12 protein-coding genes are annotated in these 13,036 nt (G+C 68.7%); 7 read left to right on the forward strand and 5 right to left on the reverse strand.

Annotated features, from left to right (window positions below; translation table 11 throughout):
• Window positions 1-63: 63 nt before the first annotated feature.
• Both ACFWBU_RS20660 and ACFWBU_RS20665 read right to left on the reverse strand, forming a co-directional pair.
• On the reverse strand, window positions 64-1,032 hold the full coding sequence (locus ACFWBU_RS20660) for a carbohydrate kinase family protein (protein WP_169620206.1): 969 nt from the start codon (window positions 1,030-1,032) through the stop codon (window positions 64-66).
• Between the two features lie 126 nt (window positions 1,033-1,158).
• Window positions 1,159-1,509: an iron-sulfur cluster assembly accessory protein gene (locus tag ACFWBU_RS20665; RefSeq protein ID WP_169620207.1), complete on the reverse strand. Its 351-nt coding sequence runs from the start codon at window positions 1,507-1,509 to the stop codon at window positions 1,159-1,161.
• A 159-nt stretch (window positions 1,510-1,668) separates the two neighbouring features.
• On the opposite strand from ACFWBU_RS20665, the gene ACFWBU_RS20670 reads away from it, so the two are divergent.
• Window positions 1,669-2,340 carry a DUF3043 domain-containing protein gene (locus tag ACFWBU_RS20670; RefSeq protein ID WP_169620208.1) on the forward strand — a complete coding sequence of 224 codons (672 nt, stop codon included), beginning with the start codon at window positions 1,669-1,671 and terminating at the stop codon, window positions 2,338-2,340.
• Here the strand turns inward: ACFWBU_RS20670 and ACFWBU_RS20675 are convergent.
• Window positions 2,337-2,561 carry a hypothetical protein gene (locus ACFWBU_RS20675; protein ID WP_169620209.1) on the reverse strand — a complete coding sequence of 75 codons (225 nt, stop codon included), beginning with the start codon at window positions 2,559-2,561 and terminating at the stop codon, window positions 2,337-2,339. The two genes, ACFWBU_RS20670 and ACFWBU_RS20675, sit on opposite strands and share 4 nt — an antisense overlap.
• Before the next feature lie 122 nt (window positions 2,562-2,683).
• Here ACFWBU_RS20675 and cobT point away from each other — a divergent pair, with 122 nt between their 5' ends.
• Window positions 2,684-3,775, forward strand: coding sequence for a nicotinate-nucleotide--dimethylbenzimidazole phosphoribosyltransferase (gene cobT, locus ACFWBU_RS20680; protein ID WP_296550985.1), 1,092 nt, complete (start codon window positions 2,684-2,686; stop codon window positions 3,773-3,775).
• The gene (locus ACFWBU_RS20685; protein ID WP_378529107.1) at window positions 3,775-4,539 is read left to right on the forward strand and encodes an adenosylcobinamide-GDP ribazoletransferase; all 765 of its coding nucleotides are present in this window, start codon (window positions 3,775-3,777) and stop codon (window positions 4,537-4,539) included. The genes cobT and ACFWBU_RS20685 overlap by 1 nt, the downstream gene beginning before the upstream one ends.
• A gap of 84 nt (window positions 4,540-4,623) precedes the next feature.
• Here ACFWBU_RS20685 and ACFWBU_RS20690 read toward each other — a convergent pair whose 3' ends face one another.
• Window positions 4,624-5,730: a branched-chain amino acid aminotransferase gene (locus tag ACFWBU_RS20690; protein WP_169620212.1), complete on the reverse strand. Its 1,107-nt coding sequence runs from the start codon at window positions 5,728-5,730 to the stop codon at window positions 4,624-4,626.
• 33 nt (window positions 5,731-5,763) lie between these two features.
• Window positions 5,764-6,864, reverse strand: coding sequence for a glycine cleavage system aminomethyltransferase GcvT (gene gcvT, locus ACFWBU_RS20695; RefSeq protein WP_378529108.1), 1,101 nt, complete (start codon window positions 6,862-6,864; stop codon window positions 5,764-5,766).
• A gap of 87 nt (window positions 6,865-6,951) precedes the next feature.
• Between gcvT and ACFWBU_RS20700 the strand changes: the two genes are divergently transcribed.
• From ACFWBU_RS20700 to lipA, 4 genes are all read left to right on the forward strand, one after another.
• Complete coding sequence (locus ACFWBU_RS20700; RefSeq protein WP_378529109.1) at window positions 6,952-8,463, forward strand: leucyl aminopeptidase; 1,512 nt, start codon at window positions 6,952-6,954, stop codon at window positions 8,461-8,463.
• A 326-nt stretch (window positions 8,464-8,789) separates the two neighbouring features.
• Window positions 8,790-10,925, forward strand: coding sequence for a 2-oxoglutarate dehydrogenase, E2 component, dihydrolipoamide succinyltransferase (sucB, locus tag ACFWBU_RS20705; RefSeq protein WP_378529110.1), 2,136 nt, complete (start codon window positions 8,790-8,792; stop codon window positions 10,923-10,925).
• A gap of 145 nt (window positions 10,926-11,070) precedes the next feature.
• Window positions 11,071-11,850 (forward strand): lipoyl(octanoyl) transferase LipB, encoded by a 780-nt coding sequence (gene lipB / locus ACFWBU_RS20710; RefSeq protein ID WP_296549554.1) that lies wholly within the window; start codon window positions 11,071-11,073, stop codon window positions 11,848-11,850.
• Between the two features lie 55 nt (window positions 11,851-11,905).
• Window positions 11,906-12,916 (forward strand): lipoyl synthase, encoded by a 1,011-nt coding sequence (gene lipA / locus ACFWBU_RS20715; protein WP_169620217.1) that lies wholly within the window; start codon window positions 11,906-11,908, stop codon window positions 12,914-12,916.
• Window positions 12,917-13,036 lie beyond the last annotated feature (120 nt).

Genomic DNA, 13,036 nt, shown 5'->3' on the forward strand with positions numbered 1-13,036 from the left:
ACTCCGCCGAGCGGAAGTGGCCACGACCGTCTGTTGTCGTTCCGAGAGCCGAAGCCCGGTGAACTAGAGGATGGCGGCGATGTCGTCCGCGGCAGCCGCACCGTAGGCGTCGGCGAGACGCTTGAGCGCATCGGCCCGGTCGAAGGTCCACTCCTGCGTCCCGGTGGTCTCGAGGACGTGCACCGCGACCAGCGAGCCGAGTTGCGCGGCACGTTCGACACCCAGTCCTGCGCGGTGGGCGACGAGGAAGCCCGCACGGAAGGCGTCGCCGACGCCGGTCGGGTCCACCTTCGCGCGGTCAGGGACCACGCCGACGTGCACCCAGTTGCCGTCACGGTCGACGATGTTCGCGCCGTTGCCGCCGAGCGTGGTGATCCGCATGCCGACCTTGGCGCCGATCTCGTCCTCGGTCAGACCTGTCTTCTGCTGGAGCAGTCCCCACTCGTATTCGTTGGTGAACAGGTACTCCGCGCCCTCGATGAGCTCGGCGGCCTGCTTGCCGTCGAGGCGCGCGAGCTGCTGGGAGGGGTCCGCGACGAACGGGACGCCGAGCCGGCGGCACTCCTCGGTGTGGCGGATCATGGCGTCGGGGTCGTTGGCGCCGATCAGCACGAGGTCGACTCCGTGTTGTGCCACGACATCCGCGATCGAGATCTCGCGGGCCTCCGACATCGCACCCGGATAGAACGACGCGATCTGCGCCATGTCCTCATCGGTCGTGCACACGAACCGAGCCGTGTGCGCGGTCTCGGAGACATGCACGGACGTGCAGTTCACGCCGTGGTTCTCCAGCCAGCCGCGGTACTCGGCGAAGTCCGCGCCGACCGCGCCGACGAGCACCGGAGAACCGCCGAGCACACCCATCGCGAACGCGATGTTGCCGCCGACACCACCTCGCCGGACGACGAGGTCGTCCACCAGGAAGCTCAGCGAGATGTGTGCGAGCTGGTCGGCGAGCAACTGTTCGGCGAACCGGCCGGGGAAGCGCATGAGGTGATCGGTGGCAATGGAGCCGGTCACAGCGATGGTCACGTGGCTGTACCTTTCCGCAGGAATCGGGACGATGAGGCACTCGGGACGAGGCCGTAGCGCCCTCACGGTACCCGGAGACACGAGAGGGCCCCGGTGCTCTCGCACCGAGGCCCTCTCGAGACCGACTCAGTTGAACGAATCACCGCACGCGCACGAACCCGTGGCGTTCGGGTTGTCGATCGTGAAGCCCTGCTTCTCGATGGTGTCGACGAAATCGATCGCCGCACCTTCGACGTACGGAGCGCTCATACGGTCCACAGCGAGCTTGACGCCGGCGAAGTCCTTGATCAGGTCGCCGTCGAGACTGCGATCGTCGAAGAACAACTGGTATCGAAGACCGGCGCAGCCGCCGGGCTGCACGGCGATACGCAGTGCGAGGTCGTCACGGCCCTCCTGATCGAGAAGTGCCTTCGCCTTGGAGGCGGCGGCCTCGGTCAGGACGACGCCGTGAGTGTCGGTTTCTTGCTGCACAGTCATGGGCGCTCCCTGTATTTCGTGTCGGACCTGTGGTTCGTGTCGGACCCGGATGCCTCAACGGTACCGCGCCCGGATGTATTCCCCGTGAACGAGTCGCGCAACACAGTGGTATTGCAGCCTGGTTTACCCGTTCTCGCGAATATCCCATAGCCTGGAAGGGTGAAGTTGCTACGCCGCGGCGGTTCCGACGAGTCCGCCGACCACGAGGTTCCCGTGCCCGAGGCCCTGCCCGACGGGGAGGCTGTCGCCGCCGCCCCGAAGGTCACCACCGGCAAGGGCCGCCCGACGCCCAAGCGCCGAGACGCCGAAAGCCGCCGTCGCGGCCCGGTCGCCCCGGCCCCGATGACGGCGAAGGAAGCGCGCGAGCGGCGCAAAGCCGCACGCAAGTCGCAGTCGAAAGACCAGCGCAAAGCCGCTGCAGCCGAGCGTCGCGCGGCCGCATCCGAGCGCCGTAACCGGATGCTCGCCGGCGAAGAGAAGTTCCTGCTTCCCCGCGACCGGGGCCCGGAGCGCGCGTACGTGCGCGATCTCGTCGACAGCCGCCGCAACCTCGTCGGCCTCTTCATGCCGCTCGCGCTGGTGCTCATCATGTCGATGTTCCTCGGCCCCGTCGTGCAGCAGTACGTCACGCTGGCGATGTTCCTCCTGATGCTGCTGATGGTGATCGAGGGGATCTACCTCGGCCGTCTCGTGAACAGGAAGGTCCGCGAGCGTTATCCCGACTCCGCCCAGGGCGGATTCGGGCTGGGCTGGTACGCGTTCGTCCGCGCGTCGCAGATCCGCAAGCTCCGCGCGCCGCTCCCCCGGGTCAAGCCCGGCGACGCCGTCTAGGAATCTTCGCCCGCTCGGCACACATCGTGGTTTTCGGCCGCGGCCCGCTCGTCCTCGGACAATTCGGGCTGCGGCCGATTCGTCTCTCCGGGCCGGAAGGCGTTGGTCCGCCACCAGGCCCGCGCCACCCACCGGGGCCGCGCAGCCGGGAGGAACCGGCCGATCTCCGGCGCGGCCGCGAGTGCCAGGAGAAAGCCCATGATCACTATGATGTCCGCCATAGTGCCAGCCTGCGGGTGATGATCTCCGAGCGAAAGTGGCAGAAAAGACATCCATCGTCGGATTTGTGCCACAGGGCGAATTGATAGCGTCAGTCGGTGATTCCCCACGCGAGAGGTGACATGTGACCAGCACCCCCGGCTCACCCGCCGGTATCGAGTTCCCCCAGCTGACCGCACCGGACAGGGAGGTGCGACTCGTCGCCGAGGAACGACAGCGGGACCTGACCAAGCCTGCCGGCTCACTGGGCCGTCTCGAGGTCCTCGGTTGCTGGGTCGCCGCATGCCAGGGCGAAGTTCCCCCGCACCCGTTCCGGCGGCCCCGCGTCGTGGTCTTCGCCGGTGACCACGGAGTCGCACGCAACGGTGTCTCCGCATACCCGCCGGAGGTGACGGCCCAGATGGTCGCCAACCTCGTAGCAGGCGGAGCAGCAGTGAACGTCCTTGCCGGCGTTGCCGGAGCAGGCGTCCGCGTCGTCGATATGGCGGTGGACGGCGACACCCCCGCCGAGGTGTCCACCTTCAAGATCCGGCGCTCGAGCGGGAGCATCGACCGCGAAGACGCGCTGACCCACGACGAGACGGTACGGGCGGTCGAGGCCGGTCGCTCACTCGCCGACCGAGAGGTCGACGAAGGGGCGGATCTCCTGATCGCCGGTGACATGGGGATCGGTAACACCACCCCCGCCACCGTCCTCATCGCGACGCTGACGAGCACCGAACCTGTCGCCGCCGTCGGCCGCGGCACCGGAGTCGACGACGCCGGCTGGATGCGCAAGGTCACCGCCATCCGCGACGCGATGCGGCGTGCACGTCCGCACACCCGCGATCCCATCGCCCTGCTGCGCACAGCGGGCGGTGCCGATTTCGCCGCCATGGCGGGATATCTGTCGCAGGCTGCGGTACGCCGCACGCCCGTGATCCTCGACGGCGTCGTGGTCACCGCTGCGGCGATGGTGGCCGAAGAACTGACCCCGGGCGCAGCACGATGGTGGGTCGCCGGGCATCGGTCCGCCGAACCGGCCCACACGATCGCGCTGCGCCACCTGCGACTCGAACCGATTCTGGATCTCGACATGCGGCTGGGCGAAGGATCGGGCGCGGTGGCCGCACTCCCCGTCGTGCAGGGTGCGGTGGAGATCCTGGCGAGCATGGCGACGTTCTCGGAGGCCGGAGTCAGTACCCGCGACGAGGCTCCCACCAAGACCGCCGGGTGATGCTGCGCCGGTGGATCGACGGCGTGTCGCTGTCGCTCTCGTGGCTGACCGTCCTTCCCGCGCGGGGCCCGCACGACATCGACAGAACGGTCGCGGGCCGGGCGATCACCGCCGCTCCCGTCGCCGGCCTGGTACTGGGTGCAGCAGCGGCCGCGGTGTCCTGGGTAGCGAGCACCGCCGGTGCGCCGGTCTTCGCCACGGGACTGCTCTGTGTCGGTGTGCTCGCCGTCGGGACCCGTGGGATGCACGTCGACGGGCTGAGCGACACGGCCGACGGTCTCGGTTGTTACGGACCGCCCGAACGTGCCCGGGAAGTGATGCACAGCGGCGGAGCGGGGCCGTTCGGTGTCGTCGCGTCGATCGTCGTACTCGGCATTCAGGCGGCGTCGTTCGGCGCGCTCGCGGACGCCGGTGGATGGGCGGCGATCCTCGTTGCGGTAGCCGTGGGCCGGGTCGCCGTGGTGCTCGCGTGCCGCCGAGGAGTGCCCGCGGCGCCGGGAAGCGGCTTCGGCACCCTGGTGGCCGGAACGCAGGGTCCGCTTCCGATCGCGCTGTGGCTGGTCGCGGCGACATCCGCTGCCGTCCTGACCACGCCCGCAACGCCGTGGCTCGGCCCGCTTGCCGTACTCGTGGCGCTGGTGTTGTCGGCTCTGTTCGTGCGGCACTGCGCCCGCCGGTTCGGCGGACTCAACGGCGACGTGCTCGGCGCGGCGCTGGAAGGCACGGTCGCGGCGGTCGCACTGGTGGCTGCGACCGCGCTCTGACAGAGCCGACCGGCCGAAACAGAGAAGGCCGCGACCGTCGGTACGGTCGCGACCCTCTCCGGGTGCAGATCTCTGCGGGCTGATCTACGCGCGCAGCGTCGTCATCCAGCCGTGCGTGTCGGCGAACGTGCCGCGCTGGATACCGGTCAGCGTGTCGCGCAGCGCCATCGTCACCGGTCCCGGCTCGCCGTCTCCGATGATGAACTCGCCGTCCTTGTCCTTGATTCTGCCGACCGGGGTGATCACGGCTGCGGTTCCACACGCGAACACCTCGGTGATCTCCCCGCTTGCGGCCTTCTCACGCCACTCGTCGGTGCTGATCCGCTGTTCGTCCACGACCAGACCGGAATCCGTGGCGAGAGTCAGCAGCGAGTCGCGGGTGATGCCGGGCAGCAACGACCCCGACAGTTCCGGGGTGACGAGACGCGCATCCGCGCCGGACCCGTACACGAAGTACAGGTTCATCCCGCCCATCTCCTCGACGTACTTGCGTTCGATCGCGTCGAGCCACACCACCTGGTCACAACCCTGCTCGGCGGCGTGGGCCTGCGCGACGAGCGACGCCGCATAGTTGCCGGCGAACTTCGCAGCACCCGTGCCGCCGGGCGAGGCGCGCACGTATTCACGCGAGAGCCACACGCTCACCGGGCGCACGCCGCGCGGGAAGTAGGCGCCGGCGGGAGAGGCGATGAGGAGGTATCGGTACTCGTGGGCGGGCCGCACGCCGAGTGCAGGCTCGGTCGCGAACATGAAGGGCCGCAGATACAGCGACTCCTCCCCGCCCGCCGCGGGAACCCACTCGTGGTCGACGTCGAGCAGTTCGCGGACCGACTTCTCGAACAACTCCGGCGGCAGGTACGGCATGGCCAGGCGCTCGGCGGACCGGTTCATCCGCGCCGCATTCGCACTCAACCGGAACGACGAGATGCTGCCGTCCGCCTGCCGGTACGCCTTGAGTCCTTCGAAGATCGCCTGGCCGTAGTGCAGCACCATGGCAGCGGGATCGATCTGGATCGGGGCGTACGGCTCGACCTTCGCGTCGTGCCAGCCGACACCTTCGGTGTAGGTGATCGACACCATGTGGTCGGTGAAGTACTGCCCGAATCCGGGCTCGGACAGAATCTCCTGTCGCCGCTCCGCAGAGCTGGGTGAGGAATGCGGGACGCGGACGAATTCGAGGACACCTGTCATGAACGACAATCCTAACAATCAGCGGAAACGAATCTACTTCGTGTGGTCCTCGACGAACGGCGGGTTCACGACCTCGGCCCGCAACGACCGGCCCCGCACGTCCACCGTGACCTCGTCACCGGCGGTGATTCCCGGGGCGGTGTCGAGAAGCGCGAGCGCGATACCGATCTTGAGCGTGGGTGAGAACGTTCCGGACGTGGTCTGCCCGACGGGCACGCCGTCACGGGAGACGGTCAGCCCCTGGCGCAACACCCCGCGGTCGACGGCCCGCAGACCCCACAGGCGCCGTGCCGGTCCGGATTCCTTCTCGGCGAGGAGCGCCTCGCGACCCCAGAACTGCGGCTTCTTCCAGCCGACGGCCCAGCCCACCCGTGCCTGGACGGGCGAGATGTCGACGGACAACTCGTGTCCGTGCAGTGCGTAACCCATCTCGGTCCGCAGCGTGTCGCGAGCGCCGAGGCCTGCCACCTGCCCACCGGCGTCGCGGACGGACGCCGCGAGCGCGCGAAACACCGTCTCGGCGTCGTCCCAGCGGGGCAGCACCTCGAATCCGCGCTCACCGGTGTAGCCGCTGCGGCACACCCGCACCGGCATGCCCTGGTAGTCGGCGTCGACGAAACCCATGTAGGCGATGTCGGTGGGCAGCCCGAGGCCGGCAAGCACGTCCTCGGCCCGCGGTCCCTGCACGGCGAACACCGCGTAGTCGCGATGCTGGTTCGAGACGGTCACCCCGTCCGGTGCCGCGGCGGACAGCGCCTCGACGACCGCGGCGGTGTTCGCCGCATTGGGAACGAGGAACAGTTCGTCGTCGGAGACGTAGTAGACGATGAGGTCGTCGGTGACACCGCCGGTCTCGGTGCAGCACAGGGTGTACTGCGCCTTGCCGGGGCCGATCTTGGCGAGGTCGTTGGTGAGCGCGGCGTTCACGAATGCGGCAGCGCCCGGGCCGTGGACCAGGGCTTTACCCAGGTGGCTGACATCGAACAGGCCCACGGCCTCACGGACCGCGGTGTGCTCGGCGACCGTCCCGGCATAGGAGACGGGCATCTCCCAGCCACCGAACGGTGCGAAGGTGGCGCCGAGTTCGACATGGACGGCGTGGATGGGCCCCTGCTGGAGTTCCTCGTCACTCATGTCGCACGACGCTATCCCACCGCTGCGACCGTTCGGACGGTGGTCACTAGCATCGAAGCCATCACCCCCGCTTCCTAGGAGTTGCCTGTGAGCACACCGACCCCCGCACTTCCCGAACTCGCACTCGCCGGTTCGGTATCCAAGCGAGCCGACGTTCTCGTCATCGGACTCACCTCGTCCGACAACGGTCCCGAAATCCTCTTCGGCGACGGTCCTGTCGACGAAGCGGTGCTCGGCGAACTGCTCGACACCCTGCAGGCGGTGGGCGCCACGGGCCGAAGCGAAGAACTCACCCGGGTGCCCGCGCCGGCCGGACTTCCCGTCGCGAGCGTGCTCGCCGTCGGCCTCGGAGCCGCGGACCGTATCGATGCCGAACAGGTCCGTCGTTCCGCCGGTGCAGCAGCGCGTGCGCTGACCGGTGTCACCACCGTCGCGACCACCCTGTCGTCGGTCGATCTCGGTGCCGCCGCCGAAGGTTTCGCGCTGGGTTCCTACACGTTCACCGAGTTCCGTTCCGCGAAGTCGGCGCCGAAGGACGACGCGCGGCCCGCGACCCGCATCGAACTGCTCGTTCCGTCCGTACGCGACCGGGCGGCCAAGGCCGTTCTCGCCCGGGCGACCGCAATCGCCGAGGCGGTGGCGACTGCCCGCGAATTCGTGAACACCCCGCCGAGCCACCTCTACCCCGCCGAGTTCGCCGAGCGCGCGAAGGCACTGGGTGAAGCTGCCGGGCTGAAGGTGGAGGTGCTCGACGAGAAGGCCCTCGAGAAGCAGGGCTACGGCGGGATCGTCGGCGTCGGCAAGGGCTCGTCGCGGCCGCCGCGTCTGGTGCGGTTGTCGTACTCGGCGAAGAAGCGGAAGGCGCCGAAGATCGCCCTCGTGGGCAAGGGCATCACGTTCGACACCGGCGGCATCTCCATCAAGCCCGCTGCCGGCATGGAAGCGATGACCTCCGACATGGCCGGTGCCGCCGCCGTCGTCGCCACCGTGGTGCTCGCCGCCAAGCTCGGTGTCGCTGCCGACGTCGTCGCCACCGTTCCGATGGCCGAGAACATGCCGTCCTCGACGGCGCAGCGTCCGGGCGACGTGCTGACCCAGTACGGCGGAACGACGGTGGAAGTCATCAACACCGACGCGGAGGGCCGTCTCGTGCTCGCCGACGCGATCGTGCGTGCGTGCGAGGACGGGCCCGACTACCTCATCGATACCGCAACGCTGACCGGCGCGCAGATGGTCGCCCTCGGCAACCGCACCCCCGGTGTGATGGGCACCGAGGAGTTCCGCGATCGGGTTGCCGCGCTGTCCCAGGAGATCGGTGAGAACGGCTGGCCGATGCCGCTGCCGGAGGAACTTCGCCGTGACCTCGACTCGCGGGTCGCGGATCTCGCGAACGTCACTCCGCACCGGTGGGGCGGCATGCTCGCCGCAGGCCTGTTCCTGAAGGAATTCGTCGCCGAGGGCGTCCAGTGGGCGCACATCGACGTGGCGGGGCCGGCGTTCAACACCGGTGGCCCCTTCGGGTACGTCGGCAAGGGCGGGACCGGAGTGCCGGTACGCACGATGATCACCGTCATCGAGGACATCGCCGAGCACGGCTGACCACACTGCCGAGCACGGCTGACCGCACTGCCGAGCACGGCTGACCGCACTGCGGGCGCGTCCTGCTCCCAGCGCCACCGTGCGCTGCGAGCAGGGCGCGCACTGTCCGCGGTGTGAGACGGTGCTGCCCCTCTGCAACCGCGCCGAGACGATGAGTGCAAGGATGGTTACGGCCATGCCTCGCTTGGGCAGCGGTCCGTCTACCCCTGAAGCACCCGCACGAGTCTCCGGCCTCGAGCACAATGGTGACGACCACACAATGGTTGTCGACCACGAGTCGGTACAACTCAACACACACGAACACAACCGTCGAGGAGTCAACAGACATGGCCTTCTCCGTCCAGATGCCAGCGCTTGGTGAAAGCGTCACCGAGGGAACTGTCACGCGATGGCTCAAGCAGGAAGGAGACACGGTCGATGTCGACGAGCCCTTGCTCGAAGTCTCCACTGACAAGGTGGACACCGAGATCCCCTCGCCCGCTGCAGGCGTCCTGGTCAAGATCGTCGCTCAGGAAGACGACACGGTCGAGATCGGCGGCGAACTCGCTGTAATCGGTGACGCCGGCGAGTCGTCCGACGACGCCGCTCCTGCCGACGAGCCCGCAGCCGAAGAGCCCGCAGAGGAACCCGCAGCCGAGGAACCGGCCGCCGAGGAAGCTCCCGCGGAATCCGCTCCCGCGTCGTCCGGTGGCAGCGGCGAAGGCACCCCGGTCACCATGCCCGCACTGGGCGAGTCCGTCACCGAAGGCACCGTCACCCGGTGGCTCAAGGCTGTCGGCGACGAAGTGGCCGCCGACGAACCCCTCCTCGAGGTCTCCACCGACAAGGTCGACACCGAGATCCCGTCCCCCGTCGCCGGTATCCTCACCGAGATCACCGCGCAGGAGGACGACACCGTCGAGGTCGGCGGGCAGCTCGCCGTCATCGGCACCGAGGCCCCCGCCGAGAAGGAGAAGCCGGCGGAAGAGCCCGCCGCCGCGCCTGCCTCCACGCCTCCGTCCGAGGAAGCGGCACCCGAGCCGTCCGAGTCGGAGCCGTCCGAGCCCGAGCAGTCCGCTCCGGCTGCTTCCGGTGGCAGCGGCGAAGGCACCCCGGTCACCATGCCCGCACTGGGCGAGTCCGTCACCGAAGGCACCGTCACCCGGTGGCTCAAGGCTGTCGGCGACGAAGTGGCCGCCGACGAACCCCTCCTCGAGGTCTCCACCGACAAGGTCGACACCGAGATCCCGTCCCCCGTCGCCGGTATCCTCACCGAGATCACCGCGCAGGAGGACGACACCGTCGAGGTCGGCGGACAGCTCGCCGTCATCGGCACCGAAGCCCCCGCCGAGAAGCCCGCCGAACCCGAGGCGAAGCCTGCGCCCAAGCAGGAGGCTCCCAAGCAGGAGGCTCCCAAGGCCGCCGAGAAGCCTGCCGAGAGCAAGCCCGCGCCGGCCGCTCCGAAGGCCGAGCAGGCCGCGTCGGCTCCGGCTCCGCAGGCTGTCGCGTCCTCGTCCGGCGACTCGTCGAACGGGTCCAGCCCGTACGTCACTCCCCTCGTGCGCAAGCTCGCCGCGGAGAACGATGTGGACCTGGCCACGGTCAAGGGCACCGGTGTCGGTGGCCGAATCCGCAAGCAGGACGTGCTTGCCGCCGCGGAGGCGAAGAAGGCTCCGGCCACCGAGGAGAAGGCTCCCGCGAAGTCCGCTCCGTCCGCACCGTCCGGTGCCGCACCGGGTGTGCGTCCCGAACTGGCCGATCTGCGCGGTACCACGCAGAAGGTCAACCGGATCCGTCAGATCACCGCGAAGAAGACTGTCGAGTCGCTGCAGACCACGGCGCAGCTCACGCAGACCTTCGAGGTCGACATGACCAAGATCGCCCAGCTGCGGGCCCAGGCGAAGAAGTCGTTCGCCGAGCGTGAGGGCGTGAACCTCACGTTCCTGCCGTTCTTCGCGAAGGCTGTCGTCGAGGCCCTGCGTGCGCACCCGAACGTCAACGCGTCGTTCGACGAGGGCAAGAAGGAGATCACGTACCACGCGGCGGAACACCTCGGCATCGCCGTGGACACCGAGCAGGGTCTGCTCTCCCCGGTGATCCACAACGCCGGCGACCTGTCGCTGGCAGGGCTCGCACGGGCCATCGCCGACCTCGCCAAGCGCACGCGCAGCGGCGGTCTCAAGCCCGACGAGCTGGCCGGTGGCACGTTCACGATCACCAACATCGGAAGCCAGGGCGCGTTGTTCGACACCCCGATCCTGGTTCCGCCGCAGGCCGCGATGCTCGGTACGGGCGCGATCGTCAAGCGCCCCGTGGTGGTGACCGACGAGACCGGCAACGAGTCGATCGGCGTGCGGTCGATGTGCTACCTGCCGCTCACCTACGATCACCGTCTCATCGACGGCGCCGATGCCGGCCGGTTCCTGACGACGATCAAGCATCGTCTCGAGGAAGCCGCGTTCGAGGCCGACCTCGGTCTGTGACCCTCGGTCTGTGATCGGCTGAAGATCACGTTCGTGCTCCACCGATAGCGGGGGCGCCGTCATCACGACGGCGCCCCCGTTTTTCGTCGTGCGGTGGCGGTACGGGCCGTTCCGCTTCGACCCGACCGGCGTAAAGTCCGGATACATGAGCAACCCCACCGCGTCCGCCCGTTCCGATACCGCGCCGGTCACCGTGGTGCATCTCGGGTCGATCGGGTACCTCGAGGCGTGGGAGCGGCAGCGGGAGATCCTCAACGCCCGCGCCGACGGCACCGGGTCCGACACCCTGCTGCTGCTCGAACACCCCGCGGTCTACACCGCGGGCCGGCGCACCGAGGACGGCGACCGTCCCACCGACGGCACCCCCGTCATCGATGTCGACCGGGGCGGAAAGATCACCTGGCACGGTCCCGGCCAGCTTGTCGGATATCCGATCATCAAACTCGCTGAGCCCATCGACGTCGTCGGGTACGTACGCCGGATCGAGCAGGCACTCATCACGGTGTGCACCGACCTGGGACTGACGTGTGGCCGCATCGAGGGACGCTCCGGGGTATGGCTGCCCGGGGAACTGCGCGACGGGCAGTGGGTGCCCGAGCGGAAGATCGCTGCGATCGGGATCCGCGTGCAGCGCGGCGTCACGATGCACGGCTTCTCGCTCAACTGCAATTCCACACTCGATGCGTTCGACTCGATCGTGCCGTGCGGAATCCGCGACGCCGGTGTTGCGTCACTGACCGGGGAACTCGGCAGGGAGATCACGATCGACGACGTCACCCCGGCGGTGACCGAGGCCGTGCTCGATGCGCTCGACGGACGGATTCCCGTCACCACATCCGACATCGACCGGGTCACGTTCGAGGAGGCCGCCGCCGCGGCCGAAGGCTCCTCACGCGCCCCGGAATTCACCACTGTGCAGTTCTGACCGGCGGCGCTCCCCGACCGGGTCACGGTGTGAGCGCGAGCGTACGATCGAGGACGTGACTGTGGCCCCAGAAGGACGCAAACTGCTGCGGATCGAGACCCGAAACGCTCAGACGCCGATCGAACGTAAACCGAACTGGATCAAGACCCGGGCGAAGATGGGCCCGGAATACACCGAGCTCAAAGGCCTTGTACGACGCGAGGGCCTGCACACGGTCTGCGAAGAGGCCGGGTGCCCCAACATCTACGAATGCTGGGAAGACCGTGAGGCGACGTTCCTGATCGGTGGTGAACAGTGCACGCGGCGCTGCGACTTCTGCCAGATCGACACCGGCAAGCCCGCGGCACTCGACCGTGACGAACCGCGCCGTGTCGCCGAATCCGTTCAGGCGATGGGCCTTCGATACTCGACGATCACCGGCGTTGCCCGCGACGACCTCCCCGACGGCGGCGCGTGGCTGTACGCCGAGACCGTGCGGCAGATCCACGAACTCAACCCCGGCACCGGTGTCGAGAACCTGATCCCCGACTTCAACGGCAAGCCCGACCTCCTGCGCGAGGTGTTCGAGTCCCGTCCCGAGGTGCTCGCTCACAACGTCGAGACGGTGCCGCGGATCTTCAAGCGCATCCGCCCGGCCTTCCGCTACCAGCGGTCGCTCGACGTGATCACCGCGGCCCGCGAATTCGGTCTCGTCACCAAGTCGAACCTCATCCTCGGAATGGGCGAGACGCCCGAGGAGGTCACCCAGGCGCTGCACGACCTGCACGACGCCGGGTGCGACATCATCACCATCACGCAGTACCTGCGGCCGTCGCCGCGGCACCATCCCGTCGAGCGGTGGGTCAAGCCCGAAGAGTTCGTGGCGCACTCCGACACCGCCCGCTCCATCGGGTTCGCCGGCGTGATGGCCGGTCCGCTGGTGCGCTCGTCGTACCGCGCGGGCCGCCTCTACGCGCAGGCCATGGCCCATCACGGCCGCGAACTGCCCGCAGCACAGGCGCACCTCGCCGAGGAAGGCACCGCATCGCAAGAGGCGGGCGCGGTCCTCGCGCGATTCGGTAGCTGACGCTCCGGATCGGCGACGCTGTCCGGTCGGGCCCCGGTGGGGGGGGGGGGCCCCCCCCCCGGGCGCCAGCGGGGGGGGGTTGGGCCGGGGGGGGGGAGCCGCAAAGACAAGAAGGCGGAG

It is taken from the genome of Rhodococcus sp. NPDC060084 (assembly GCF_042730335.1).
In the GTDB taxonomy this organism is placed as follows: Bacteria; Actinomycetota; Actinomycetes; order Mycobacteriales; family Mycobacteriaceae; genus Rhodococcus.